The 26,616-nt window shown below is 77.5% G+C and carries 20 protein-coding genes and 1 riboswitch; of the genes, 6 read left to right on the top strand and 14 right to left on the bottom strand.

Features of this window, described 5'->3' with window-relative positions; translation table 11 throughout:
* Nucleotides 1–12: 12 nt before the first annotated feature.
* The 6 genes from ACI780_RS03675 to ACI780_RS03650 all read right to left on the bottom strand — a co-directional run bounded on the left by ACI780_RS03675 (nt 13) and on the right by ACI780_RS03650 (nt 6,284).
* Entirely contained in the window at nt 13–852 is an 840-nt protein-coding gene (locus ACI780_RS03675; RefSeq protein WP_457000910.1) for an SDR family NAD(P)-dependent oxidoreductase, read from the bottom strand.
* Entirely contained in the window at nt 852–2,360 is a 1,509-nt protein-coding gene (locus tag ACI780_RS03670) for a flavin-containing monooxygenase (RefSeq protein ID WP_457000846.1), read from the bottom strand. The genes ACI780_RS03675 and ACI780_RS03670 overlap by 1 nt, the downstream gene beginning before the upstream one ends.
* Before the next feature lie 76 nt (nt 2,361–2,436).
* The gene (locus ACI780_RS03665) at nt 2,437–3,102 is read right to left on the bottom strand and encodes a TetR/AcrR family transcriptional regulator (RefSeq protein WP_456870770.1); all 666 of its coding nucleotides are present in this window, start codon (nt 3,100–3,102) and stop codon (nt 2,437–2,439) included.
* 41 nt (nt 3,103–3,143) lie between these two features.
* Nucleotides 3,144–3,782: a class I SAM-dependent methyltransferase gene (locus tag ACI780_RS03660; protein WP_457000844.1), complete on the bottom strand. Its 639-nt coding sequence runs from the start codon at nt 3,780–3,782 to the stop codon at nt 3,144–3,146.
* Nucleotides 3,783–3,894: 112 nt separating this feature from the next.
* Nucleotides 3,895–4,821, bottom strand: a complete 927-nt coding sequence (locus ACI780_RS03655; RefSeq protein ID WP_456870772.1) for an aggregation-promoting factor C-terminal-like domain-containing protein — start codon at nt 4,819–4,821, stop codon at nt 3,895–3,897.
* Nucleotides 4,822–5,052: 231 nt separating this feature from the next.
* A riboswitch (cyclic di-AMP (ydaO/yuaA leader) is annotated at nt 5,053–5,214 on the bottom strand.
* A 164-nt stretch (nt 5,215–5,378) separates the two neighbouring features.
* A complete protein-coding gene (locus ACI780_RS03650; protein ID WP_457000841.1) occupies nt 5,379–6,284 on the bottom strand; it encodes a DivIVA domain-containing protein in 906 nt (301 codons plus the stop codon).
* Nucleotides 6,285–6,536: 252 nt separating this feature from the next.
* Here ACI780_RS03650 and ACI780_RS03645 point away from each other — a divergent pair, with 252 nt between their 5' ends.
* Together ACI780_RS03645 and ACI780_RS03640 are read left to right on the top strand one after the other, a co-directional pair.
* A complete protein-coding gene (locus ACI780_RS03645) occupies nt 6,537–7,694 on the top strand; it encodes an LLM class flavin-dependent oxidoreductase (RefSeq protein ID WP_457000839.1) in 1,158 nt (385 codons plus the stop codon).
* Nucleotides 7,691–8,317: an FMN reductase gene (locus ACI780_RS03640; protein WP_456870775.1), complete on the top strand. Its 627-nt coding sequence runs from the start codon at nt 7,691–7,693 to the stop codon at nt 8,315–8,317. Before ACI780_RS03645 ends, ACI780_RS03640 begins: the two co-directional genes overlap by 4 nt.
* Nucleotides 8,318–8,362: 45 nt before the next feature.
* Here the strand turns inward: ACI780_RS03640 and ACI780_RS03635 are convergent, their stop codons facing one another.
* From ACI780_RS03635 to ACI780_RS03620, 4 genes are all read right to left on the bottom strand, one after another.
* Nucleotides 8,363–9,937 carry an FMN-binding glutamate synthase family protein gene (locus ACI780_RS03635; RefSeq protein ID WP_457000837.1) on the bottom strand — a complete coding sequence of 525 codons (1,575 nt, stop codon included), beginning with the start codon at nt 9,935–9,937 and terminating at the stop codon, nt 8,363–8,365.
* Nucleotides 9,938–10,010: 73 nt separating this feature from the next.
* On the bottom strand, nt 10,011–11,555 hold the full coding sequence (locus ACI780_RS03630; RefSeq protein ID WP_457000835.1) for a gluconokinase: 1,545 nt from the start codon (nt 11,553–11,555) through the stop codon (nt 10,011–10,013).
* A 39-nt stretch (nt 11,556–11,594) separates the two neighbouring features.
* Entirely contained in the window at nt 11,595–12,104 is a 510-nt protein-coding gene (locus ACI780_RS03625) for a hypothetical protein (RefSeq protein WP_456870778.1), read from the bottom strand.
* Between the two features lie 22 nt (nt 12,105–12,126).
* Entirely contained in the window at nt 12,127–13,458 is a 1,332-nt protein-coding gene (locus tag ACI780_RS03620; protein WP_456870779.1) for an MFS transporter, read from the bottom strand.
* Between the two features lie 124 nt (nt 13,459–13,582).
* On the opposite strand from ACI780_RS03620, the gene ACI780_RS03615 reads away from it, so the two are divergent.
* The 3 genes from ACI780_RS03615 (at nt 13,583) to ACI780_RS03605 (ending at nt 17,341) form a co-directional block, all read left to right on the top strand.
* Entirely contained in the window at nt 13,583–14,206 is a 624-nt protein-coding gene (locus tag ACI780_RS03615; protein ID WP_457000832.1) for a TetR/AcrR family transcriptional regulator, read from the top strand.
* Between the two features lie 85 nt (nt 14,207–14,291).
* Nucleotides 14,292–16,163 (top strand): hypothetical protein, encoded by a 1,872-nt coding sequence (locus ACI780_RS03610; protein ID WP_457000830.1) that lies wholly within the window; start codon nt 14,292–14,294, stop codon nt 16,161–16,163.
* A 5-nt stretch (nt 16,164–16,168) separates the two neighbouring features.
* Nucleotides 16,169–17,341 (top strand): acyltransferase family protein, encoded by a 1,173-nt coding sequence (locus ACI780_RS03605; RefSeq protein WP_457000828.1) that lies wholly within the window; start codon nt 16,169–16,171, stop codon nt 17,339–17,341.
* 14 nt (nt 17,342–17,355) lie between these two features.
* Here the strand turns inward: ACI780_RS03605 and ACI780_RS03600 are convergent, their stop codons facing one another.
* The 3 genes from ACI780_RS03600 to ACI780_RS03590 form a co-directional block, all read right to left on the bottom strand.
* The gene (locus ACI780_RS03600) at nt 17,356–21,558 is read right to left on the bottom strand and encodes an alpha-(1->3)-arabinofuranosyltransferase domain-containing protein (protein ID WP_457000826.1); all 4,203 of its coding nucleotides are present in this window, start codon (nt 21,556–21,558) and stop codon (nt 17,356–17,358) included.
* 34 nt (nt 21,559–21,592) lie between these two features.
* Nucleotides 21,593–22,558, bottom strand: a complete 966-nt coding sequence (locus ACI780_RS03595; protein ID WP_457000824.1) for a DUF3068 domain-containing protein — start codon at nt 22,556–22,558, stop codon at nt 21,593–21,595.
* Between the two features lie 179 nt (nt 22,559–22,737).
* Nucleotides 22,738–23,439 carry a class I SAM-dependent methyltransferase gene (locus ACI780_RS03590; protein ID WP_456870786.1) on the bottom strand — a complete coding sequence of 234 codons (702 nt, stop codon included), beginning with the start codon at nt 23,437–23,439 and terminating at the stop codon, nt 22,738–22,740.
* Between the two features lie 101 nt (nt 23,440–23,540).
* On the opposite strand from ACI780_RS03590, the gene ACI780_RS03585 reads away from it, so the two are divergent.
* Nucleotides 23,541–24,938 carry a glycosyltransferase family 4 protein gene (locus ACI780_RS03585; protein ID WP_456870787.1) on the top strand — a complete coding sequence of 466 codons (1,398 nt, stop codon included), beginning with the start codon at nt 23,541–23,543 and terminating at the stop codon, nt 24,936–24,938.
* On the opposite strand, the gene ACI780_RS03580 is transcribed toward ACI780_RS03585, so the two are convergent.
* Entirely contained in the window at nt 24,830–26,587 is a 1,758-nt protein-coding gene (locus tag ACI780_RS03580) for a hypothetical protein (protein ID WP_456870788.1), read from the bottom strand. The genes ACI780_RS03585 and ACI780_RS03580 overlap by 109 nt on opposite strands.
* Nucleotides 26,588–26,616 lie beyond the last annotated feature (29 nt).

The following is a 26,616-nucleotide window of genomic DNA, read 5'->3' as shown; positions in this document are numbered from 1 at the left end:
CGGTGCGGGCCCTCAGGCCCGGCGCAGCCCCGCCAGCCGGGTCGCCCCGGCGAGGAGGCGGCCGTAGGAGCCGGGTGCCAGCCGCACCAGGACGTCGGGGACGGCGGCGCTCGCGCCGATGAGCAGCCGCGGACGGCGCCGCTCGACCGCCGTGACGATCCGCGCGGCGGCCCGGTCGGCCGGGTAGCGCAGCATCTTCGAGAACTCGCGCTTGCCCTGCTCGGCCTCCGCCGGGTCCACGCCGCTGGCCACCCGGGCGGTCTCGGCGATGCGGGTGGCGATGCCGCCGGGGTGCACGCTGGTGACGCCGACGCCGTCGTCGGCCAGCTCGTGGCGCAGCGCCTCGGTGAAGCCGCGGACGGCGAACTTGCTCGACGAGTACGCGGCCTGCCCGGCCGGGGCCATGATCCCGAAGATGCTCGACACGTTGACCAGGTGGGAGCCGGGGTGCGCCTTGAGCGTGGGCAGCAGGGCGTGGCTGAGCCGGACGGCGGCGCGGAAGTTGATGTCGAGGACCCAGTCGAACTCCTCGAGGGTCACCTGGTCGAACCGCCCGCCCAGCGCGACGCCGGCGTTGTTGACCAGCAGCGTCGTCCCGGGGTGTCCGGCGACGATCGCCTCGCCGGCCTCGCGCACCTGCCCGGCGTCGGCGAGGTCGGCGACCACGGTGTCGACCGACCGGGCGGGGAAGGCCGCCCGCACCGCGGCCGCGACCCCGGCGAGCCGCTCGGCGTCCCGGTCGAGCAGGACCAGGTCGTTGCCGCGGGCCGCCAGCGCCGGTGCCAGCGCGGCGCCGATGCCGCTGGCCGCGCCGGTGACGACGGCGGTGCCGGTGAAGTCGTAGGGCCGCATCACGCCGCCACCTCGCCGACGCCGGCCGTGGCGGGCTCGCGGACCGGGCGGGTGAACCGGATGCCCTCGTCCTCCAGCGGCCCGCGGCGCATGAGCAGCACGTCGCGGACGTAGTTCTGGTACAGCTTCCACGGCGCCCGGGACCCCTGCTTCGGCAGCGCCGCGAGGCTGCGCTGCACGTAGCCGGACGACAGGCCGATGAAGGGCGCGGTGCCGCCCTCGGGCGGGGCGAGCGGGGTGGCCGCGGCGTAGCCGTTGCGGTCGAGGTGCTCCAGCAGCCGGCAGACGTAGCGGGCGACCAGGTCGGCCTTCAGCGTCCACGAGGCGTTGGTGTAGCCGATCGTCATCGCGAAGTTCGGCACGCCGGAGATCATGAAGCCCTTGTAGGAGACGGTGCGCGACAGGTCGACGTCCTCGCCGTCCACGCGCAGCGCCATGCCGCCGACGGGCAGCAGGTTCAGCCCGGTGGCGGTCACGACGACGTCGGCGTCGAGGTGCTCCCCCGACTCCAGCGCGATGCCGGTCTCGTCGAAGCCGGCGATCCGGTCGGTCACGATCGACGCCCGGCCCTCGCGCAGCACGCGGAACAGGTCGCCGTCGGGCACCACGCACAGCCGCTGGTCCCACGGGTCGTAGGGCGGGTTGAAGTGCGTGCCGACGTCGACGCTGCCGGGCAGCTCCTTGGCCGCCGCCTTGGCCAGGACCCGCTTCATCAGCTCGGGCCGGCGCCGGCTGAGCTGGAAGGACGCCATCGAGACCAGCACGTTCTTCCACCGGACCACCGGGTAGACGACGCGGTCGGGCAGCCGGCGGCGCAGCTTCTCGGCGAGCGCGTCGCGGCCGGGCAGGCTCACGACGTAGGTGGGGGTGCGCTGCAGCATGGTCACGTGCGCGGCCCGCTCGGCCAGGCTGGGCACGAGGGTGACGGCGGTGGCGCCGCTGCCGATGACGACGACCCGCTTGCCGGCCCAGTCGAGGTCGTCGGGCCAGTGCTGCGGGTGCACCACCTGCCCGCCGAAGCGCTCCTCGCCGGGGAACCGCGGGCGGTGGCCCTCGTCGTAGCGGTAGTAGCCGGAGCAGACCGACAGCCACGAGCAGGTCCACGTCTCGGTCTCGCCGGTGCCCGCGCGCTCGGCGGTGACCGTCCACCGCGAGTCCTCGGTGGACCAGGAGGCGGCGACGACGCGGGTGCCGTAGCGGACGTGCCGGTCGACGCCGTACTCGCGGGCGGTGTCCTGCACGTACTCGCGGATGGAGGCGCCGTCGGCGATCGCCTTCGGGTCGGTCCACGGCCGGAAGGAGTAGCCGAGCGTGAACATGTCCGAGTCCGAGCGCACGCCCGGGTAGCGGAACAGGTCCCAGGTGCCGCCGATGGCCTCACGGGCCTCGAGGACGGCGTAGGTCCGGCCCGAGGCCTCGCGCTGCAGGTGGCAGGCTGCGCCGATGCCGGAGAGTCCGGCGCCGACGATCAGCACGTCGACGTGGCGGGCGGTGCTGGGCTCGGTCATGGCGCTCCTCGGGACGGCCGGGGTGACCTGCACGACAGTACTCGACACACTGTCGAGCCGGTCGACGGCGCGTCGATCAACCGGGGGCGGCGGCCGGGCCGTCGCCGCCGTAGACGGTGCGCAGCCACACGGTGAGCAGCACGTCGAGCAGGTCGTCCTCGGCCAGCGCGGGCGTCGTCCCGGTGGCGGTCGCGTGGATGACCCGCTCGTCCATCCAGTTCAGTGCGACGGCGAGGTCGCGGGCGGGCGGCCCGGGCGGGGCGGCGCCCCGGGCCCGCTCGGCCTCGATGGCGGCGGCGGTCTCGGCGACGAACTGCTCCATCACCTGCGACCACAGCGCGCGCACCTCGGCGCTGGTGGCCAGCAGGGACGCCGCCGCGGTGGTGAGCGCGCGGTGGGCGAGGAAGGTGTCGCGGACCGCCTCGAGCGCGCCCCGCCAGCCGGCGCGGACGTCGTCGCCGGCCCGCCGCAGCGCCGCGGCCCGGGAGGCGCGCGCCTCCTCGACCACCCGGTCGAGCAGCGCGAGCACGACGGCGTCCTTGGACGGGAAGTAGAAGTAGAAGGTCGGCCGGGAGATGCCCGCTCCCCGCGCGAGGTCGTCGACGGAGATGTCGGCCAGCGGACGCTGCCCGAGCAGCTCCTCGGCGGTGGTGAGGATGGCCCGCTCGCGGTCGTCGCCGGAGGGGCGGCGGGCGCGGCGTCCGCGGCTGCCGCCGGGCGGGACGGGGAGCGGTGCGGCCACGGCGGCGACCCTACCGAGCGTGGCTCGGTGCCCGGGGGCGCTCAGGGCAGCCGCCACACCGTGGTGCGGCGCAGGCCCGGGCCCTCGGTCTCGGGCACGTCGAGGACGGTGACCGGCTCGAGCCGCTCGTGCGGCAGGTAGGGCCGGCCCGGGTCGCCGACGAGGACGGCGCTGCCGCGGGCGCGGGCCCGGTCGAGGAAGGGCAGCACCCGCTCGGTCATCACGCGGTCGTAGCAGACGTCCCCGGCCAGGACGACGTCGACGTCCGGGGGCTCGCGGTGCAGGACGTCGCCGATGACGCTGATCCCGGTGACGCCGTTGAGGACCGCGTTGACCGCGACCGCCGTCCGGGAGAACGGGTCGACGTCGCTGGCCAGCACGTGCCGGGCACCGGCGAGGACGGCGGCGACGGCGACCAGCCCGCTGCCCGACCCGAGGTCGAGGACGCGGCGGCCGGCCACCGGGACGGCGCCGTCGAGCACGGCCCGGGCCAGCGCCTGCCCGCCGGGCCAGGCCGCGGCCCAGAACGGCGGGTCCTCACCGGCCCCGCCGGCGTCCTCCATCGCCTCCCACAGCGCGACGACGTCGTCGGCGACGTGCAGCCGCACCTCCGGGACGAGGGAGGGCCGGCGGACCTGGGTGTGCGCGCGGACGAACGCCGCGGGCACCACCCTGGTCACCGGCCCTCCCTCAGTGACGTACCGGAACGGCCCCCCTGGGTGACGTGCTGGAACGGCCCCCGTGCAGGGGCCCGCGCCGAGCGGAGCGAGGTGTGGGGGGCAGCGGGTCCTTCTAGTACCAGCCGGTGGCCTGCGAGTGGGCCCAGGCCTCGCACGGCGAGCCGTAGCGGTCGTTGATGTAGATCAGGCCGGCGTCGATCTGCAGGTAACCGTCGGAGGTCTTGGCGATGCCGGTGCTGGCCCAGGTGGAGTCGAGGAACTGCGCGATGCCGTAGGCGGTGCTGGTGGGGTTCTGCGCGGTGGGGTTCCAGCCGCTCTCCTTGCCCCACAGCTTCTCCAGGCAGGAGAACTGCTCGGCGCCGACGAGGCTGAGCGCGTAGTCCTTGAACGACCCGCTCTTGGCGGTGCTCGAGCCGCTGCTGCTGGCGGCCGGCGCCTCGGTGGCCGCGGCGGCCGGCGCGGCGGCAGCGGCCTGCTCGGCAGCAGCCTGCTCGGCGGCGGCCTGCTCGGCCGCGGCAGCCTCGGCAGCGGCCTGGGCCTCGGCGGCGGCCTGGGCCTCGGCGGCGGCGCGGGCGGCCTCCTCCTCGGCGGCGACGCGGGCGGCCTCCTCGGCGGCGGCCTGCTCTGCGGCAGCCTGCTCGGCGGCGGCCTGGGCCTCGACGGCGGCGGCGTCGACCGCGGTGCGCTGGTTGCGCGAGGCGGCGAGGTCCTCGAGGGAGGCGAGGGTGTCGTCCCCGATGGCGCTGGTGGTGGCCGCGTCCTCGTCCTCGGACTGCGGCGGGATGCCCAGCGCCTCGGCGACGCCCACGGAGGCGCTCGCGGTGTCGGTCCCGGTGTCGGCGCTGCCGCCGGTACCGGTGGCGGTCAGGACGCCGACGAGCAGGGCGCCGGCGGTGGCGGTGCCGAGCAGCAGCGCCGGACGGCGGGAGCCGAGCAGGCCGCGGCGGCGGGCGGGGGCCTCGTCGACGTCGGTGACCTCGACGGCGGCGGCCTCGAGGGTCTCCGGCGTGTCGGAGGCGGTGTGGCGGTTACGGGGCATGAGGGTGGGAACTCCGGGGGGAGAGAGCACGCGGCGGCCCGGGGCGTGGGCGCGCACACGCGGTCGCGGTCTACGGGGTCTGGCGGAGTGCGGGTCTCCGGCGGCTCCGGCGGTGCCGGGCGCGGCAGGGCAGGGTCGAGCCGGCGTCAGGAGGACGCGAGGGCACGCTGCGCGCGCCGGCGGCTGCACCTGCGGGCCACGGGGGCCCGGAGGCGGGGCATGCGGAGACTCCGTTCCTTCCGTGAGCCGCCTACCGAGTTAGCTGACGGGTTCGGGCGGGAAGCAGCCCTACGCGCCGGCGAGCGGAGCTCGCCGGGTGCGATTCACCCCGGCACTGCGGTGGGTCCCCGGCTCGCGTCCGCGGGGACGGACACGACTCGGCGGCGTCCGGCCAGGTTCCCCGGACGGGGAGGGACGACCAACCGGACGCCCGCCACGGTAGAGGCCGTTACCGGTCCGTGACAACACGGGGACCGGAGGGACGGGCGGGACAGGTGGGGTGCAGGCGGGACGGACGCCGACCCCGCGGCCGGCGTCCGCCCTGCTCAGCGAGCCGGTCAGGAGGCCGCGGCGACCTCGGGCCGGCCGGCCCCGTGCAGCATCGTGAGCTGCGACGCATCACCGACGGCGACCGGGTCGCGACCGTCCGGCACTCCGGCGGTCCCCCGGCGCTCGGCGAGGACGGGGACGTCCTCGGGCAGCGCCCCGGCGACGACCGCGAGGGCCCGGTCGATCTGGCCGGTCAGCCCGAGCAGCCACTCGCGGGCCTGGTCGCGCTCGTCGCGCAGCGGCGCGAGCTCGGCCTCGGCGGCCAGCCGGCGCTCGAGCGCCTCGGCGTCGGCCCGGGCGCGCACCTCGGCGGCCTCCCGGTCCCGCTGCTCGCGCGCCTCGGCGGCCGCGCGGTCGAGCCGGGCGCGCTCCTCGGCCGCTGCCCGGCCCACCTCCGCCGCCTGGCGGCGGGCCGCCTCGAGCACGGCCGCGGCCTCGCTGCGGGTCTGCTCGCGCAGCGCGATGACCGCCTCGCGCATCTCGGCGACCCCGCGGAGCCGCGCCTCGGCCTCGGTGCGGGCCTCGGCGAGCAGCCGCCGGGCCTCCTCCTCGGCGGTCGAGGTGACCGCGGCGGCCTCCTGCTCGGCCCGGGCCACCAGGGCCCTGGCCTCCTCCGGCCCGGGCAGCGACTGCCGCTCGCGGACCAGCGCCGCGAGCCGGCGCCGGGCGTTCTGCAGCTCGGTCGAGCAGGCGGCGTAGCGGCTGAGGAGGTGGTCGTTCTCCCGCCGCAGGACCATGACCTCGGTCTCGGCCCAGTCCACGTAGGTGTCCACCTGCGCGCGGTCGTAGCCGCGCACCGCCGTCTTGAACACCGGCCCCGTGCCCAGCAGGCCGTCGAGCCCGCTCGGTGCCCGTCTCGGGTCGTCGTCCCCGGCCGCTGCGTGCCGTGCGCGCCCCTCACCCACCTGCGACATCCCGGTCCCCCTCGGTACGCCGTCCGATCCGGTTCCCCGCTGGCCGGTCGGAGTGATCACAATCTCCCACCCCGGAGGACCGGCCGGACCGGCCCGACGGGCAGCGGACCGGGCCGTCGGAGTGGGGTCGTCGCGACGTGCCGGGGTGATCACGCAGCGCAGTGGATGTGTCTCGGCACGGTCACGAGAGCCTGGGAATGGATCCGGGTGGCCGGGAGTTCGGCGGAGTGCAGTAGTTGCACGCTCAACCACATGGAGCACGAGATGCAGTTCGGCGTCTTCTCGGTCAGCGACGTCACGACCGACCCCACCACCGGCCGCACGCCCAGCGAGGCGGAGCGGATCCAGGCCGTCGTCCGGATCGCGGAGAAGGCCGAGGAGGTCGGCCTGGACGTCTTCGCGCTCGGCGAGCACCACAACCCGCCGTTCTTCTCGTCCTCGCCCACCACGACCCTGGCCTACGTCGCGGCGCGCACGCAGCGGCTGCAGCTGTCGACGGCGACCACGCTGATCACCACCAACGACCCGGTGAAGATCGCCGAGGACTACGCGATGCTGCAGCACCTCGCCGGCGGCCGCGTCGACCTCATGCTGGGCCGTGGCAACACCGGTCCGGTCTACCCCTGGTTCGGCCAGGACATCCGCGACGGGCTGCCGCTGGCGGTCGAGAACTACGCGCTGCTGCGCCGGCTGTGGGACGAGGAGGTCGTCGACTGGTCGGGCCGCTTCCGCACGCCGCTGCAGGGCTTCACCTCGACCCCGCGCCCGCTCGACGGCGTCGCGCCGTTCGTGTGGCACGGGTCGATCCGCTCGCCGCAGATCGCCGAGCAGGCCGCCTACTACGGCGACGGGTTCTTCTCCAACCACATCTTCTGGCCGAAGGAGCACACGCAGCGGATGGTGGAGTTCTACCGCCGCCGCTTCGAGCACCACGGTCACGGCAGCGCCGAGCAGGCGATCGTCGGCCTCGGCGGTCAGGTGTTCGTGCGCAAGAACTCGCAGGACGCCGTGGACGAGTTCCGGCCCTACTTCGACAACGCGCCGGTCTACGGCCACGGCCCGTCGCTGGAGGACTTCTCCCGCGAGACGCCGCTGACCGTCGGCTCCCCGCAGCAGGTCATCGAGCGCACCCTCGGGTTCCGCGAGTACGTCGGTGACTACCAGCGCCAGCTGTTCCTCGTCGACCACGCCGGCCTGCCGCTGAAGACCGTGCTCGAGCAGCTGGACGTCCTGGGCGAGGAGGTCGTGCCGGTGCTGCGCCGGGAGTTCGCGGCGCTCAAGCCCGCGCACGTGCCCGACGCGCCCACCCACGCCTCGCGGGTCGCCGCCCGCGGCGGCGCGGTCGACCCCACCGTCCACGCCGCCGGTGACGACGTCACCGGGCGCACCGCCGAGGAGGTCTCCGCGTGACCACCCGCACCCTGGCCGTGGTCAGCGCCGGGCTGTCGACGCCGTCGTCGACCCGGCTGCTGGCCGACCGGCTGACCGCCGCGACGGTGGCCGCCCTGCGCGAGCGGGGCGAGGACGCCGTCGTCGAGGTCGTCGAGCTGCGCGAGCACGCGCGCGACCTGGCCGACGCCTTCGTCACCGGCTTCCCGAACGCGGCGCTGCGCGCGGCGATCGAGACGGTGACCGGCGCCGACGCCGTCATCGCGGTGACGCCGGTGTTCACCGCCTCCTACAGCGGGCTGTTCAAGTCCTTCGTCGACGTGCTGGAGAAGGACGCGCTCACCGGCACGCCCGTCCTGCTGGCCGCCACCGCCGGCACCGCCCGGCACTCGCTGGTGCTCGAGCACGCCATGCGGCCGCTGTTCGCCTACCTGCGCGCGGTGACCGTGCCGACCGCGGTGTTCGCGGCGAGCGAGGACTGGGCCGGCGGCGACGGTGCCGGCGGCGAGCTGGCGGCGCGGGTCGACCGCGCGGCCGGCGAGCTGGCCGACGTCGTCACCGGACGGCCGGCGTCGGCTCGCCCGGCCGACCCGTTCGCCGACGTCCCCTCCTTCGAGGACCTGCTGCGCGGCGGCGCGGCATAGGAAGCGATCCCCACGTCCTGGCGCCCACGACGTGGGGGGAGCTTCCTATGCCTGGGCGTCCTCCGAGGGGGGTGCCGAGCCGCCCTGGGGGGCCTCGGCCGTCATGACCGCGACGATCTGCTCGCGGTCGGCGGCCGAGGGCAGCCCCCACCCGGGCTCGTAGCCGTAGACCTCGCCCAGCGGGGTCGACGCCGTCCGCCCGGTGAGCACCTCGACCGAGCCGGTGTCGATCAGCCCCGGGTGCTCGACGCCGCAGGCCTCGGCCACCTTGAGCAGGTCGCGGCGCAGCGTGGCGACGTAGTTGGCCAGCCGCACCGACTTCAGCGCCGGGTCCAGGCCGTGGCTGAGCCAGGCGTTCTGCGTGGCGACGCCGGTCGGGCAGGTGTCGGTGTGGCACTTCTGCGCCTGGATGCAGCCGATCGCCAGCATCGCCTCGCGGGCGATGTTGACCATGTCGCAGCCGAGGGCGAACGCCACGATCGCGTTGTCGGGCAGCCCGAGCTTGCCGGCGCCGACGAAGGTGACCTGCTCGGCCAGCCCGCGCCGGGCGAAGGTCGAGTACACCCGGGCGAAGCCGAGCTGGAACGGCAGGGACACCGAGTCGGTGAAGATCAGCGGCGCGGCGCCGGTGCCGCCCTCGCCGCCGTCGACCGTCACGAAGTCCACCCCGCGGCCGGTGCCGGCCATGAGCTCGGTCAGCTCGTCCCAGAAGGCCATGTCGCCGACGGCGGACTTGATGCCCACCGGCAGCCCGGTCTCGGCGGCCAGCAGCTCCACCCAGTCGAGCAGGCCGTCGACGTCGCCGAACTCCGCGTGCCGGGACGGGCTGACGCAGTCGACGCCCTCCGGCACTCCGCGGGCGGCGGCGATCTCGGCGGTCACCTTCGCCCCCGGCAGCACCCCGCCCAGGCCGGGCTTGGCGCCCTGGCTGAGCTTGACCTCCAGCGCCCGTACCGGCGCGGACGCCACCAGGTCCTTGAGTCGCTGGAGGTCGAAGCGGCCTCGCTCGTCGCGGCAACCGAAGTAGGCGGTGCCGATCTGGAACACCAGCTCCCCGCCGTGCCGGTGGTGCACCGACAACCCGCCCTCGCCGGTGTTGTGCAGGCACCCGGCCAGCGCCGCGCCCCGATTGAGCGCCTCGACCGCCGCGCCCGACAGCGACCCGAAGCTCATCGCCGACACGTTGACCACCGACGCCGGCCGGAACGCCAGGCGCCGCCCGCGCGGGCCGCCGAGCACCTTCGCCGAGGGCAGCGCGACGTCGGAGGCGGAGTGCGGGTGCGACGGCGGGACGGCGCGGCCGAAGGTGCGGTGGTTGATCACCGGGTAGCCCGCCGTGTACTCGAGGTCGTTGTCGGTGCCGAACCCGAAGTAGTTGTTCTGCCCCTTGGCCGAGGCGTAGACCCACCGGCGCTGGTCGCGGGTGAAGGGCCGCTCCTCGTTGTTGCCCGCCACCAGGTACTGCCGCAGCTCCGGCCCCATCGACTCCAGCAGGTAGCGGGCGTGCCCGATCACCGGGAAGTTGCGCAGCAGGGTGTGCTCCCGCTGCAGCAGGTCCCGGGCGGCCACCGCCGCCACCGCGCCCAGCCCGGCCACCGCGGCCCGCGCCGCACCCCTCATGTCGCACCTCCGCTTGCGGTCAGGGCGCCATCCTGGCGCGGGACGACGGCGTCCGCGCCTCGGTGGCGCGCGGTCAGACCGGGTGGCCCGACGGGGTGTCGTCGAGGGCGTCCAGCGTGGCCAGGACGTCGGCCAGCGCGTCGGCGGACCGCTCGACCAGCGGGCGCACCCGGCGGTAGAGGTCCGCGGCGGCCGGGTCGGGCTCGACGGGGTCGGAGACGCCGACGAGCGCGGTCGCCGCGTCGAGGTCGGGCAGCGCGCCGAGGGCGTGCAGGCCGAGCAGCGCCGCGCCCAGGCCGGTGCCCTCCGGCGAGTCGGCCACCCGCACCGGGAGGTCGAGCGCGGCCGCCAGCGTGCGCACCCACAGCGGGGAGGCCACCGCGCCGCCGGTGGCGCGGACCTCGGTGACCGGCACGCCGGTGGCCGAGAACGCGTCGCGGACCAGCGCGAGCTGCTGGCACACCCCCTCGACGGCGGCCCGCACCAGGTGCGGCCGGCGGTGCTCGCGGCGCAGGCCGACGTAGGCGCCGCGCAGCCCGGAGCGCCACCACGGCGCCCGCTCGCCGAGCAGGTAGGGCAGGCACAGCAGCCCCGCGCTGCCGGCCGGCACCTCCTGCGCCTCGGCCAGCAACCGGGCGTCGAGGGCGTCGGCGTCCTCCCCCGTGAGCGCCTCCCCGCCGGCCAGGGCCTGCCCCGCCCAGCGCACCACCGAGCCGCCGTTGTTCACCGCGCCGCCGACCACCCACTGGTCGTCGGTGAGCGCGTAGCAGAACAGCCGGTGCGCGGGGTCGGTCGTGGGCTCGGGGACGACGACCCGCATCGCGCCGCTGGTGCCCAGCGACACCGCGGCGACCTGCGGGCGGACGGCGCCGAGGCCGAGGTTGGCCAGCACGCCGTCGGAGGCGCCGATGACCACCGGGGTGTCCCGGGGCAGCCCGGTCGCCGCGGCCACCTCCGGGCGCAACCCAGGCAGCACCGCCGTCGTCGGCAGCACCACCCCGAGCTGGTCGGCGCGCACCCCGGCGATCTGCAGCGCCTCGGGATCCCAGGACCCGGTGCGCAGGCCGTAGAGGCCGGTCGAGGAGGCGCACGAGCGGTCGAGCACCTGCGGGCCGCCGTGCAGCGCCGCGACGACGAGCTCCTTCACCCCGCCCCAGCGCGGCACGCCGGCCAGCCGGTCGGGGTCCTCGGCGCGCAGCCAGGCGAGCTTGAGCAGCGGGGACATCGGGTGCACCGGCGTCCCGGTGCGGGTGTGCAGCCCGCCGGCGCGGCCGTCGGCGCGCAGCGCCCCGGCGAAACCGGCGGCGCGGTCGTCGGCCCAGGTGACCACCGGGCCCAGCGGCCGGCCGTCGTCGTCCATGGGCACCAGACCGTGCATCGCCGCGGACAGGGAGATCCCCACGACCCGGTCGCCGCTCCCGTGGACGGCGGCGCTGACGGCGGCGAGCGCCTGGACGGCGGCGTCGGCGAGGCGCCGTGCGTCGAGCTCGGCGCGGCCGGGCGCGGGCATCGACAGCGAGTAGCCGACGCTGACCAGGTCGCGGACCCGCCCGTCGACTCCCGCGGTCACCGCCTTGGTGGCCGTCGTCCCGCTGTCCAGCCCGACCACCACGTCCATGCGCGCGATCCTGCCCGCGGCGGCGGTGCGGACGCGAGGTCAGCGCATGATCTCGACGAGCAGCACCCAGGCGTTCGCGCAGGCCGCCGCGATCCCGCCGACGAGGGCCCCGGCCAGCCAGTACAGCCCGCCGCCGTCGCCGAGGGCGAGCGACCCCGCCGCCGCCAGCAGGGCACCGGCCGGCAGCAGCACGATGACCGCCCGGCTCACCCGCCTGCCCCGGGGACGGCCGGCCTCCCCCTGCACCGGGACCAGCTCGGCGGCCCCGGTGACGGCGAGCACCAGCCCGGTGGCGGCGAGCTCGGCGGCGAGCACCGACAGCGGCTGGCCGGGGACGAGGACGAACAGGCCGGCCGCCAGCAGTGCCACCAGCAGCACCAGCGTCGCCCCGGCGCGACGGGGCAGCCAGGCGTAGGACAGGATCCGGTCGAGGTTGATCGAGACCGCGACGAACAGCAGCCCGGTCAGGGCCGCGGTGGCACCGACCGCCGCCACCGCCAGGTCGTGCCAGGCGTCGGGGCGGTAGGCGTCGGTGCCGCCGGCCTCCACGCCGGCCGATCCTGCCGCACGCTCAGCGGTAGGCCGAGCCCCCGCGCAGCCGGGCGGTGACGGCGGCGTGCAGCGGGGCGAGGACGACGCCGTCGCGGGCCAGCCGGGCGCGCAGCACGCGGCGGTGGCGCAGCACGCCGACCAGCCCGACCGCCCAGAACACGTACTGGACGGCGAACGCGGCGCGGAAGGCGCCGAGGTCGTAGGCGGTGGAGCCGCCCGGGGTGAGCGCGTCGAGGACCGCGCCGATGGCGAGGATCGTCAGCAGCGAGGCGACGAACCCGCCGACGTTGACCACGCCGCTGGCGCTGCCCTGGCGCTCGGCGGGGTTCCAGGTGCGGGCGTAGTCGAAGCCGATCATCGAGCCCGGGCCGTTGGTGCCGAGGACCACGACCAGCACCACCAGCAGCCACAGCGGCGCCCGGCCGGGCCACAGCAGCACCGCCGTCCAGGTGGTCGCGGTGAGGCCGAGGATGCCGAGCACGAGGACCGAGCGGCGCAGCGGCCACCGCCCGCACAGCCGGCCCAGCAGCGGGCCGACGGCCATGCCGACGACCACCAGCAGGCTCAGCAGCCCGGCCGCCGTCGCCGGGGCCAGCCCCTGGCCGAGGACGAGGAACGGATAGCCCCACAGCAGCGCGAAGACGGTGCCGGAGAACTGCGTGACCAGGTGGGTGTAGAGGCCGATGCGGGTGCCGGGCTCGCGCCAGGTGAGGGTCAGGCTGCGGCGCACCTCGGCCAGCCCGGCGGCGCTGCTCGCGGGTGTGCCGGGCGGGGCGTCGCGCAGCGTGGCCGACGCCAGGACCACGACGAGCACGCCGACCGCCGCGGCGCCGAGGAAGGTGCTGCGCCAGCCGGCGGCGTGCAGCAGCGCGACCAGCGGGTAGGCGGCCACGATCTGCCCGACCTGCCCGAGGATGCCGGTGAGCTGCGTGACGACCGGGACGGTGGGGCCGGGGAACCAGAACCCGATCACCCGCAGCACGCTGATGAAGGTCATGGCGTCCCCGGCGCCGACGAGCACCCGGGCGGCGACCGCGGTGGGGACGTCGGTGGCGATCGCCAGCACCAGCTGGCCGGCGGCCATCGTCAGCCCGCCGGCGAGGATCAGCCGCCGCGAGCCGAACCGGTCCAGCGCCACCCCGACCGGCACCTGCAGCCCCGCGTAGACGGCCAGCTGCAGCACGAGGAACAGCGACACCGCCGAGGCGCCGGCGGAGAACCGCTCCTGCGCCTCCACGCCCGCCACGCCGAGGGAGGCGCGGTGGAAGACCGCGACGACGTAGGCGGCCAGCGCGGTCAGCCAGACGGCGTAGGCGCGCAGCGGCGCACGGGCAGGCGTCGGGGGCGTCACCCAGGGGACGACAGCCCCCGGCGGCGATGTGTTCCCGGGGCGGGCGGTGAACCGCCTCACCGCCCGCCGCCGGCCGCGGCGTCGTGGGCCGGTCCGGGGGCCCGGCGGCCGTAGCATCCCGGCCGTGGAAGCCCTGGTCTCGCCGGCCGACCTCACCGAGGACGACGCCGCCCGCCGGGTGCGCATCATGCTGGCGCTGGCCACCTGCATGGCGGCCAAGGGCTACCGCGCCACGACCATCTCCGACATCGCCCGCGAGGGCCGGGTGTCCAAGACCGTCGTCTACGCGCACTTCCGCGACAAGGAGCACTGCCTGCTCGAGCTCTACACCCGGGCCAGCGACAAGATGCTCGCCACGGTGCGGGCCGCCCAGGCTGCCGCGGCCGGGCTCCCCTGGCGCGACCGGCTGCGGACGGCGGTGCGCGCCTACCTGGAGGTGCTCGCCGCCAACCCCGAGGTGGCGTGGGCGTCGCTGGTCGAGGTGCAGGCCGCCGGCCGCCCGGCGCTCGCGCTGCGCCGGCAGGTCATCGACCGCTACGTCGAGCTGATCAGCGGCGTCGCCGCCGACCTGGCACGCCAGCACCCCGGCGAGGTGCGCCCGGTGGACCGCGCGCTGGTGCTCGCTGCCGTCGGCGGGCTCAACGAGCTGATGCTGGCCCGGGTCGAGCGCGGCGAGGCCGCGGCGCTCGCCGAGGACACCGACGTCGCCACCGAGGTGCTCGTCCAGCTCGTCGCCCGCACCGCCTGAGCCGGCTCACCCGGCGGCGGGCTACCGGCCGGTAACGTCGCTGGTTACCCTCCGTCGAGACCTCGCTCACAGCGATCGGAGTTCCATGGCCTCACCTGCGGACGTCGGCGTCCCCGCCGCAGAGCCGGCGACCGGGACGGCGCCGCGGGCGGGCTCCCCGCGCACCGTCGTGCAGCTGCGGGTCGACCGCGAGGCCCTCGTCCCCGCCGTCGCCGCGGCCCTGGTGGCCGTGCACCTGCTGCTGCGCGCCTGGACGGCGGCCGGGGGCTGGCTGACCCGGCAGGACCTGCTCGCGCCGGCCTCCCTCATCGGGCTGACCGGCGAGGTGCCCGGCCCGCCCGCGGCCGCCGCCCTCGCCCGCGGCGTGGCCTCGGTGGCGCCCTACTCCTGGCCCGGGCTGGTGGCCCTGGAGGTGGCCGGCCAGCTCCTCGTCGACCTGCTGCTCTACCGGCTGCTGGTCGACCTCGCCGGCCGCCGCCCGGCGGTGCTGCTGCCGTTCACCGTCTACCTCACCAGCTCGCTGCCGCTCGTCGGCGGGCTGTGGTGGAGCGCCGCGCTCGTCCAGCTGCCCCTGCAGCTGGTCCTGCTGACGGCGGTCGGCGCGCACGTGCGGCACCTGCGGACCCGCGCCCCCGGACCGGCGGTGGTCGCCGGGCTCGCGGTGGCGGGGGGGCTGCTGTTCGCCGGCTGGGTGGCGCTCGTCCCGCTGCTGCTCCTCGCCGGCACGCTGGCGTGGGCCACCGCCGGACCGCTGCGGGAGCGCGTGCGGGCGCTCGCGCGGTGGCGCACCGCGTGGGCCGCGCAGGCCGCCGGCGTGTTCGCCGGGCTGCTCGCCCGGGCGCTCACCGACGCCGGCCCGCTGCTCGACCCCACCCGCCTCCACGCGGCGGCCGGGGCGGCCCCCGGCGAGCTGGCCCGCACGGTGCTGCCCGGCCTGGTCGGCGGCCCGTGGGGGTGGCGGCCGGTGGCGCTGCCGTTCGCCGTCCCCGAGCCCCCGCCGGCGCTGGTGTGGGGCGCGGGCGCCGTCGTCGCCGCCGTCGTGGTGGGCAGCGTGGTGCTCGCCCGCGGCGCGCTGCGGGCGTGGCTGCTCGCGGCCGCGGCCGGCGCGGTCGTCCTGCTGGCCGAGGGTGCCGCGCCCGACCGGGCCGACGTGACCGGCGGGCTGCCCGCCGGCACCGTCGCGCCGGCGACCCTGGCGCTGCTGGCGGCGCTGGGCCTGACGCTGGCCGTGCTGCCCGTCGTCGGCGCTCCCCCGGTGCTCCGGCGGCGCCGGGCGGCGGGTCTCCCCGCCCGCCTCGCCCGCCCGGCGCTGGGCGTGGCGGTGGGCGGCGCGCTCGCCGTCGGCTGCGTGCTGTCGACCGCCGGGTTCGCCTCCTTCTGGTCGGTCAACGCCACCCGCGACTACGTGGCGGAGGCGCGGGCGTCGGTGATCGGGCGGCAGGACCTCGTCGTCGCCGACACCACCGTGCCCGAGGAGGTCGTGCCGGGGGCGCTCGCGCCGGCGAACCGGGCCTCGGTGGTGCTCTCCGGGCTGCCGGCGCAGCCGCACTTCCTGCAGGTCGGCGAGGTGACCCACCAGCTCGCCGCGCTCGACGACCGGGGCCGCGGGCAGCTCGCCGCCGTCGATCCGGTGACGACGTCGGGCCCGGGGCCGCAGCCGGACTGCGGCTGGCAGGTGGCCGGCGCGCCGGTGACCGTCCCGCTGCGCCAGGCGGTGCCGCCGGGCCGGTGGATCGTGCAGGTCGCCTACATCGCCGGCGGCGCCAACGCCGTCACCGTGCAGGCCGGGGACACCCTCGGCGGCAGGCTGGTCGGCGCCGGGCTGCGCGACCTGTACCTGCAGGTCGACGGCGCGGTCGACGAGCTGGTGGTCGCCGTCGACGACCCGGGGGTGCCGGTGTGCGTGGGCGTGGCGACCGTCGGGACGCCCCGTCCCCTGACGCCGGGCGGGGGCTGACCGCGGTGCGCTACCCCTGCCTCAACGGCCTGCGCGCGCTGGCCGCGCTGGCCGTCGTCACCACCCACGCCGCGTTCTGGGCCGGCGCCTACACCCCCGACCCCGGCGGGTTCGCCCTCGCCCGCCTCGACGTCGGCGTCGCGGTGTTCTTCACGCTGTCGGGGTTCCTGCTCTCCCAGCCGTTCCTGCGCGCCGCCGCCGAGGACCGGCCCGCCCCGCGCACCACCGCCTACCTGTGGCGGCGGGCGCTGCGGATCCTGCCGGCCTACTGGCTGTGCGTGGCGCTGGCGATGCTGTTCCTCCCGGGCAACGAGGGCGCCACGGCCGGTGACTGGCTGCGCTTCCTGACGCTGACGCAGATCTACTCGCGCGACTGGCACGCCGAGGGCCTCGACCACGCCTGGAGCCTGTGCACCGAGGTCGCCTTCTACCTGCTGCTGCCGCTGCTGGTCCGCGTCCTGCTGGCGGTCGCCGGCGGGTGGCGGCCGCGGCGGCTGCTCGCCGGGCTGGGGGTGCTGTCGCTGCTCGGGTGGGGCTGGAGCCTCTGGGCGGCGAGCGACCCGCTCGTCCTCGGCTCGCTGACCCTGTGGCTGCCGGCCTACCTGTCCTGGTTCGCCGCCGGGATGGCCGTCGCGGTCCTCACCGTGTCGGCACCCGACCGCGCGCCGGTCCGGGCGGTCGAGGTGCTGGCGTCGAGCCCGTGGACCTGCTGGGCCGGCGCCGCCGCCCTGTTCTGGGTGGCCGCCGGCCCGCTCACCGGCCCGGTGCAGCTGGACCAGGGGCTGACCGGCCCGCAGGTGGTGGTCAAGCACGTGCTCTACACCGGCGTGGCCGCGCTCGCGGTGCTGCCGCTGGTGTTCGGCGACCAGACCCGCGGCCGCGCCCGCCGCGTGCTCGCCAGCCGCCCGGTGCACTGGGCCGGGGAGATCTCCTACGGCGTCTTCCTGTTCCACCTGCTGCTGCTCGTGGCGTTCTGGGACCTGTTCGAGAGCCCGCTGCCGGTGGTGCTGGGCGGCACGCTGGCCGCCGCGGTCGCGGTGGCCGCGCTGTCCTACCGGGTCCTGGAGCGGCCACTGGTGGAGCGGCTGCGCTCGGTGGTGCCCGACCGGCCGCCGGTGCGGCCCGCCGACCGGGCCGTGGCCCGCGACGAGGACGAGGCGCAGGCGCTGGCCCCCTGACCGGTCTCCGGTCCTCAGCCCCGCCGGGGCAGCCGCGCCGCCAGCCGGGCCGCCGGCCCGCGGAGGCCGGGCGCGGGCAGCACCGTGGCCACCACCGCCGCCACGGCGGCCAGCGCGAGCACCTGCCGGGCGGTGCCGGTGGCGGCCGGCACGGTGAGCAGCAGTCCGCCGGCGACCCCGACGGCGGCCGCGGCGATGCCCCCGAGGACGGCGGCCCGCCGCGCCCGCAGCGCACCGGCGACGGCGACGGCGGCCGCGAGCAGGCCCAGCCCGACCACGCCCCCGACCAGCGCGGTGCCGGCGACGGCGGCCACCACGACCAGCACCGTCGCCCCGCGACCCCGGCGGCGTTCGGCGGTGGTCCGGGTGCGCCGCACCGGCACCGACGCCAGCAGCACCAGCAGCAGCACCGCGCCGGCGCCGGCGGCCAGCGCACCCCGGTAGACCGCGCCCGGGGTGAACTCCAGCGACACCGTGCCCGCGGCCCCGGGCGGCAGCACCCAGCCCTGCTGCCAGCCGTCGACGGCGACGGACTCGAGGACCGCGCCGTCCAGCGTCGCCGTCCAGCCGGGGTTGGTGTTCTCCGGGACGACGAGCAGGGTGGCCTCGTCGCGGGCGGCGACCTCGACGGCGCGGTGCTCGGCGTCCCAGCGGGTCAGCGCGGCCGCCTCGCGGCCGGGCCCGGGCCCGAGGTCGGTCGCGACGAGGGTGGCCGAGCGGACGGCGAGGACGTCGGTGCCCGCGGCGACCAGCCGGTGCTCGCCGGCGGCCAGCCGCACCGCGGGGTCGCCGCAGACCTGCAGCTCCAGGGGCTCGAGGTCGCGCAGCGCGCCGACGGTCGCGGTCGCCGTCGTCGCGCGGGTCTCGCCGTCGACGGTGACCGCGGGACCGTCCCCGCACGGGACGGTGACCTCGGCGGCGGGGTCCAGCGGCGCGGCGCTCCCGACCTGCAGCTCGCTCACCCCGGTGCCCAGCGGGGTGACGAAGCGGGTGACCGGGTCGAAGGTGTCCAGCTCCAGCGGCGCCGCGAGGGTCACCTGCAGGCGGTCGGTGGTGACCGGTGCGAAGCGGACGGCGCCGTCGTCGTCGAGCCCGAGGGTGCGCGGCAGGCCGCCGGCGGTGAGGGTGACCGCGGTGGGGAACGCGGCGGCCAGGCCGGGGGTGGTGACCACCCGCAGCGAGTCGACGGTGCGCGGCCGCGGCCAGGTGAGGGTGAGGGTCGGCGCGGCGTCGCCCGGGTCGGCGTGCCACGCGGTCGCGGGGTCGCCGTCGACCGCCGCGAGGGCGCTGCCGCGCGGGTCGGCCACCGCGGTGCTGCTGGCCGCGACGGTGACGTCGAGCCCGCCGGCCCCGGCGAGCAGCGCGTCGAGCGCCGGCCCGGGGCGCGGCACCGCGGTGGCGGTGAGCTCGGCGCGGGCCGGGTCGGCGGCGGTGAACACCCGGTCGAGACCCGCGGGCTCCTCCGCGCCGGCCACCAGCGCGGCGGCGCACCGCGGGGTGCCGGCGGCGTCGACCACGCAGCCCGACGCCGACCCGCCGGGGCCCAGGGCGTCGAAGGCCCAGGCCGCGACCTCGCCGTCCGGCGCGGGGGGAACCAGCGAGCGGGTGACCCGCACGCCGGGCACCGCGACCTCGGCCAGCGCCAGGGCGGCGCCGTCGTCGGCACCGATGGCCAGCGTGGCGGTGGTCCCGGCGGGCAGCGGCAGGTCCTGCGGCCCGGCGACCGGGCGCAGCGGGCGGGTGATGGTCCCGCGGTCGGTGGTGAGGCGGACCTCGGCGGGCGCGTCGGCGGCGGTCGCTGCGTCGAGGGTGATCGTCACGCCGGCGGCCAGGAACGGCCGGTCGGCGGTCAGCCGCCACTCCGCCGGGCCGGTGTCGCCGTAGCCGGCGGCCGGCCGCCACGCCGTCGCGGGGTCCCCGTCGAGGGCGGCCCACGGGGAGGCGTCGGGACGGGCGCCCCCGGCGCTGCCGGCGTCGGAGGCCGAGCTGGAGGCGGCTGCGGTGCCGCCGGACCAGCGGACGGCGGTCTCGCCGCGCGCGAGGTCGGCGTCGAGGTAGTCGCGGGCCGGGCCGGTCAGGCGCCGCGGGTCGTCCGGCGCGAGCGCGGCCGACGTCGCCCCGGTGATGCGGCCGAAGGCGCGCTCCCGGCGCACCAGCGCGTCGCCCACCATCCCCGGGCCGACGCCGTCGGGTGCGGCGCCGGCGAGGACGGTCGGCCGGTCGCCGAGCAGCCCGCGGTCCTCCAGCGCGAGCACCGCGTCGGGGCCGCCGGCCACGGGCACGGTCTCGGCCAGCGGCGCGGTCCACGCCCGGGGGGCGGTGCCCGCGACGGCGTAGACCTCGATCGCCGGCGCCGGCTCGACCAGGCCGGCGTCGAGGACGATCCCCTCGGTCCAGGGCAGCGCCGGCACGGTCGGGCCGAAGGCGGCGACCGGGGTGATGCCCGGCGAGTCGCGCAGCGCCTGGCGCACCAGGACCGAGCGGGTCGAGGCGGCCGCCCCGGTGTCGAGGTCGTTGCGCAGCACCAGGTGGGAGACGCCGGCGCGGGCGAGGAACCGGGTCAGCCCGGCGGAGCCCTCGCCGCGCTCGAGCCGCCGCTCGACGGCGTCGAGGACCCGGATGTGGCCCTCGGGGGTGAGCGGGATGGCGTTGCGGACGTCCCACGGCGAGTCGGCCAGGGGCTGCAGCGGCTCGTCCTGCGGGCTCCCCCACGCGTAGGTGCCGAACGACGACGCGGGCACCAGCAGCGCGCGGCCGCTGGGCTGCTCGGCGGCGAGGAAGCCGGCCGCCTCGGCCCAGTAGCCGGGCACCTCCTCGAAGCCGGTCGGCGGCGCGAGCCGCCCGGCCAGCGCCGGGGAGGCGGTGGCGACCAGCGCGAGGACGACGGCGGCGAGCGCGCCGCGCACCGCCAGCCCACGGGGTGCCGGCCAGCGGGCGGGCCAGGACGCCGGCCGCGGCCCGGGCCCGTCCTCCCGCAGCCGGCGGGCGAGGACGCCGACCAGGTGGGCCAGCGCCAGGGCGAGCGGCAGCCGCAGCACCGGGTCGAACTTGTGCACGTTGCGCAGCGGGGCGAGGGCGCCGTCGAGCGCCGCGTTGAGCGGGCCGGCGAGCAGCCCGTCGACGGTGGCGAGGTGCCCGAGGGTGACCAGCGCGACGCCGGCGAGCAGGCCCAGCACCAGCCAGGTGCGCTCGGGCAGGTCACGGCGGGCCAGGGACAGCAGGCCGGCGCCGGCCAGGACGAGGGTGCCGGCCGCGGGGAGGGTCTCGGCCACCAGCACCCACCCGGCCGGCCAGGTCGGCCCGGTCGCGGTGCCCAGGTAGGCCAGCCAGTGGTCGACCCCGCGCAGCACGGAGAGCACGTCGGTGGGGGCGGTGGTGACGTCGGCGTTCTCGATGTAGTCGAGGAACGGGGGGCTGTAGCGCCCGAGCAGCAGCAGCGGCCCGGCCCACCATGCGGTGGCCAGCACGACGGCGCCGGCCCACCACGCGGCCAGCCGGCGGCGCAGCGGGCCGCCCGGCCGGGTGAGCAGCCACAGCACCGGCAGCGGCAGCACCGCCGACGCCGCGACCGCGTTGACCCCGCCGGCGCAGAGCACCGCCAGGCCCGACAGCGCCGCGGCCCGGCGCGGGGAGCGGGCCGCCGCGGCGCCGACCAGCGGCACCAGCACCCACGGCGCGACCGCCATCGGCACCACCTCGACGGAGGTGGCGCCCAGCGCGGTGACCATGCGCGGGGCCAGCGCGTAGGCCAGCCCGCCGACGATGCCGGCGGCCGGCGAGCCGATCCCGAGCCGGCGGGCCAGGACGACGACGCCGAGGAAGGCGGTGCTCATCAGCAGCGCCAGCCACAGCCGCTGCACCACCCAGGCGTCCAGGCCGACGGCGTCGCCCAGGGCGAAGAAGGGACCCATCGGGAACAGGTAGCCGTAGGCCTGGTTCTGCACCTGGCCGGCGAAGCCCTCGGGTTCCCACAGCTGCAGGGCGCGGGCGAGGAAGCCGGCCGGGTCGACGGTCAGGTCGAGCTTGGTGTCCGGGACGACCCGCCCGGGCGACTGCGAGAACGCCAGCCCGAGCAGGCCCAGGCACACCACCGCCAGCCGCACCCGGTGCAGCAGCACGCCGGCGCGGGGGTCCGGGGGCGTCCCCGTCGCCGCCCGGGACGCGACCGAGCCCGCCGGGAGGGTCCCGGCGGGCTCGGGGACGAGCGTCGCGGTCACGGCTCCAGGAGCCGGCCGCGCGGGGCGGCGGGCGTCACCGGGCGACGGTCACCGGCTCGGTGGCCGTGGCGGCGGGGGCGCCGTCGGCGCGGTGCGCGCCCGGCCGCGAGCGCAGGTACAGCAGGGTGCCGACGACCAGCAGCACCAGGCCGAGCCCGAGGAGGGCCAGCGGCACGGTCCGCTGCACGGTGGTGATCTGGTCCCGGGTCTCCGCGGCGTCGGCCGCGGCCTCGGCCAGCCCGTCACCGGTGGGGCCGAGCTCGGCCTCGAGGACGGTCAGGCCGGTGTCCCCGCTCGGGCCGCGCAGCACGGTGACCGGGTGCTCGACGGAGCTGACGATCTTGCCGCTCACGGGTTCGACCAGGATGGTCCGCTCGCTGCTGTAGACGACGTCGGCGGTGACCGTGTCGGCGCTGGACTCGCCGGCGAAGGTGCCGGGCACCTCGGCGATGCGGATCACCGTCTCGGGCACCGACTGCACGAAGCGGTACACCTCGACGCCGTCGACCTCGTCCTCGCCGTCGTAGCGGGCGGGGACCGCCTCGCCGACGTTGCCGTTCCACACGTCGTAGTCGCGCTGCTCGGTGCCGAACGGGAAGGTGAGGGTCAGGCCGTCGATGTCGGCGCTGGCCGAGTCGCAGTCGACCGCCTCGGCGGTCTTGCGGTCGAGGCAGTTGACGACCTCGGCGGGCTCGGTGAGCAGGTCGCCGTCCTCGTTCGTGATCGTGGTGCCGGAGTTCCACACCGCGACGTCGTCGGAGGCCTCCTCGGCGGCCGGGTCGCCCTGCACGGTCAGCCGCGCGGTGACCTCGCCGGTGACCTCCGACAGCGTCTCCCCGTCGAGGTAGGTGGCCTCCGGGTCGACGACGGTCCGCGACGCCTCCTGGTCCAGCGGCAGGCTCACCAGCGACGGCGCGAGGAACAGCCGGACGGCGAGGGCGGCACCGAGGCAGAGGCCTCCCAGGCCCAGCAGTACGAGCCCGAGGACACGTCGGCGCATGTGGAGGGACCTCCCGAGGCGTTGCGACGGCTCCTGCGGCGTCGCGGCGGCGTCACATTACTGTCGGGTAGGCCACAGGCCAACCCGGGCCGGTTCCGGCCGGTACCGGTCCCCCGTTCGGGGGTGGTACGGGTCGTTACCGCCCCGTCGGTCGCGCCGGTAAGCGCCGTTACCACCCCTCAGGGGGAACGGCGGCGCAGCACGAGGACGACGTTCCACGACGCGACCTCGCGCAGCCCCGGGACGCGGGCCACCCACGCGGCCCACCACGGGTGGTAGCGCGGGAGGACGGCGAGCAGCTCGGCGTCGGGGCAGCGCCGCGCCCACCGCACCGCCGCCCCGGCCGAGACGGCGAACAGCGACTCCCCGTAGCGGTTCTTCGGCTCGTGGCCGGTGCGCCGGCGGTAGCGGCGGCGGGCCCGTGCGCCGCCGAGGTAGTGCCAGGGCGCGGTCTCGTGGCCACCCCAGGGGGACAACCACGGCGTGAACGACAGCAGCACCGTGCCGCCGGGGCGGGTCACCCGCACCATCTCGTCGGCCATCACCCACGGCCGGGCGACGTGCTCGAGCACGTTGGAGGAGTAGCAGACGTCGACGGCGCCGCTGCGGACCGGCAGCGCCTCCCCGCTGCCCCGCAGGGTGCCCGGCTCCGGCTCTCCCCGCGCGGCCATCTCACCGGCGTCGGGCTCGAGCCCCACGTAGGCCGCCCCCGCCGCGCGGAAGGCGCGGGCGAAGTAGCCGGGGCCGCCACCGACGTCGAGGACCGTGGCGCCGTCGAGGTCGGCCCACCGCGACAGCTGCGCGACCGAGTCCTCGGCGAGCGCGCCGTAGAAGCTGTCGGGGTCGGTCTGCTCGACGAGGAATGCGCGGAAGAGGCGCACCGACCGTTCGAGAGTGGCGGTCCGGTCCATTCCGTGCGGGCTCCCTCTGTCGTCCGTTCGGGCGGGTGGAATGGCTGGTACGCGTCTGTATCGTGCCGCGGGTGATCCGCGTCTCCCGCCGCCGACGACCGCCGGCCGACGTCCTCTTCGTCAACTGGCGCGACGAGCGCCACCCGGAGGGCGGCGGGTCCGAACGGTACGTGCACCGCGTGGCGGAGGGCCTGGCGGCCGCCGGGCTGGACGTGGAGCTGTTCTGCGCCGCGCACGAGCGGGCGCCGCGCGAGGAGGTGCTGCGCGGGGTGCGGGTGGTCCGGCGCGGCGGGCGGCTGGGCGTGTACCCGCGGGCGCTGCTGCACGTGGCGCGCCGCCGTCCGCGGCTGGTGGTCGACGTGCAGAACGGGCTGCCGTTCTGCAGCCCGCTGGTCCGCCGCGCGCCGGTGGTGGTGCTGGTCCACCACGTGCACCGCGAGCAGTGGCCGATCGTGTTCGGCCGGCTCGGCGGCGCGCTCGGGTGGTGGCTGGAGTCGCGGCTGGCCCCGTGGGTCTACCGGCGCTCCCGGTACGTGACGGTGTCCGAGGCCACCCGCACCGAGCTCGCCGGTCTCGGGGTGTCCCCCGCCCGGGTGAGCGTGGTCCCCAACGGCGTCGAGCCGGCCCCGCCGGTGACGGTGTCCCGCTCGGCCACCCCGCGGCTGGTGGTGCTGGGCCGGCTGGTGCCGCACAAGCGGGTCGAGCACGCGCTGGAGGTGCTCGCCCGGCTGGGCGGGCGCCGGCCGGACCTGCGGCTGGCGGTCGTGGGCGAGGGCTGGTGGGAGGAGCGGCTGCGCGCCGAGGCCGCGCGCCTCGGCGTCGCCGACCGGGTGGAGTTCCACGGCTTCCTCGACGAGGTGGCCAAGCACGCGCAGCTGGCGCGGGCGTGGGTGCACCTGTGCCCCTCGGTCAAGGAGGGCTGGGGGCTGGTGGTCACCGAGGCCGGCGCGCACCGGACGCCGACGGTGGGCTACCGATCGGCCGGCGGGCTCAACGAGTCGGTGCGCGACGGCCGCACGGGGCTGCTGGCCGACGACCTCGACGGCCTGACCGCGGCGGTGGAGCGGCTGCTGGGCGACGCGGCCGAGCGGACGGCGATGGGCGCGGCCGCGGCGCGGCACGCCGCCGGGCTGGACTGGGACTCGAGCGTGCGGGGGTGGGGCGCGGTGCTGGCGTCCGCGCGGGCGGACGCCGGCACCGGGTCAGCCGCGGGTGCCGTAGTCGAGGACGTCGATCGGCTGCTGGTCGCTCTGCTCGACCGCGGAGGTGTCGGGGTCGACCACGGCGGTGACGCCCGCGACGGCGGCGGCACCGACGCCGGCACCGGCGCCGAGGGACAGCAGGACGGCCAGGAGGGTCTTCACGCGGCGACTCGATTCTCCGGGGGACGGCGACGGAGCGGGACCATAGACGCCGCGACCGTGATCCACAACGCGGCGCCCCCCACGGTCCCCAGCGCGGTCCCGTGAGCCACGAGCACCGCCGCGGTGCGCAGCGCACCCGGCCGGGGCCCCGGCTCCGCGCCGGGCACCCGGTACAGCCGCAGCTGCGCGCCGTCGACGAATGGCGGCAGGGCGGTCACCGCCGCGGGCACCGGCGGGCCGGGGGTGCCGCGCTCGACCAGCACCCAGCCCACGCCGAGCCGGGCCAGCCGCGCGGGGTCGCCGGCGGCGGCGAGCACCTCCGCCGCGCGGCGGTCCTCGCCGCGGACGGCCACGCCGTCGACGACCAGCGTGTCGTCGCCGACGACCGGCCGGGTCAGCCAGCGGGCGGCCGGGTCCAGCTGCGTGCGGCCGCCGTTCCAGGCGAAGGCCCGGTATGTGCCCGCGGGCAGGACCAGCACGTCGCCGGGCGCGTCGCCGTCGGCCAGCACGTCGCGGACGGTCTGCCACTCCCCCGGCCAGGCGGCCGGCTGCAGCCGGCCCCCGACGCCCCAGGCGAGGTCGGGGACGGCGACCAGCGGCAGCAGCAGCGCCAGCCCGGCCACCGCGCCGGCGGCCGCGCGGGGCAGCACGGCGCCGGCGGCCACGACCGCGCGGCGGGCGCCGAGGCCGGCACCGACGGCGAGCGGCAGCGCCCACCAGGCGGCCCACTTCTGCCCGTCGCGCAGCAGGCCCGCGCCGGGGACGCCGGAGACGGCCGCCTCCAGCAGCGCCGCGGTGCCCGGCAGCGCCCCGGCGACGGCGAGCAGCAGGCCCGCGGCGCCGAGGAGGAGCAGTCGCGTGCCGGCGCCGGACCGCACGCCGCGCCCGGCCCAGCCGGCGACGGCGAGGGCGAGCAGCAGCGCGGTGACCAGCGGGACCAGCGCCGAGGCCCGGCTGCTCGGGACGGCGGCGGCGTTCCAGACCCCACCGGTGCCGAGCACCGCCCCGACCGCGCCCGACCAGTTCTCCCCGCGCGCGGCGAAGGCGGCCACACCCGCGGGGTCGGAGGTGGCGGCGGCGGGGCTGAGCAGCCCGGCGACCACCCACGGCGCCGACAGCAGCGCGACCGCGGCCAGGCCGGCGGGGGCGCGCCGCAGGCCGGTGCCGGCCAGCACCGCCCCGGCGGCGAGCAGGCTCCCGGTGGGGGTGAGCGCCGCCGGCGCGACGGCGAGCACCAGCCGCGGCCACGCCCGGGGCTCCCCGGCGCGCAGCCGCAGGCCCGCGCGCACGATCCAGGGCAGCGCGGCCCAGCCGGCCAGCAGCGCCCAGTGGCCGATGAGCAGCCGCTCGGCCAGGTAGGGGCTCCAGCCGTAGACCAGCCCGGCGACCGCGCCGGCCACGCCGCGGCGCCCGTCGGCGTCCGGGGGCACCAGCCGCGCCGCGCCGAGCACCGCGGCGGCGACGACGAGCAGCAGCACCGCCTTCTGCACCAGGTCGCCCGGGACGACGGCGGTGACCAGCGCCAGCGCGCCGTCGACCGGCACCGCCCGCGGCAGCGAGCCACCCAGCGCCAGGGCGTCGAGGTCGAGGTCCTGCCGCGGCACCGAGACCATGTCGACGAGGTTCACGTGCCCGGGCGCCAGCGCCGGCGCGGTGACCAGCACGGCGACGCCGAGCGCGAGTCCGCGGGCCGGCCACGGGGAGCGGTCGGGCGCGACGGAGGACTCCAGCGAGCCGTCGGGCGAACCCGTCACGCGTCCCCTTCCCTTCCGCCGGTCCCCGC

It is taken from the genome of Geodermatophilus sp. SYSU D00814 (assembly GCF_054050055.1).
This window is presented reverse-complemented; position numbering and strand designations above follow the sequence as displayed.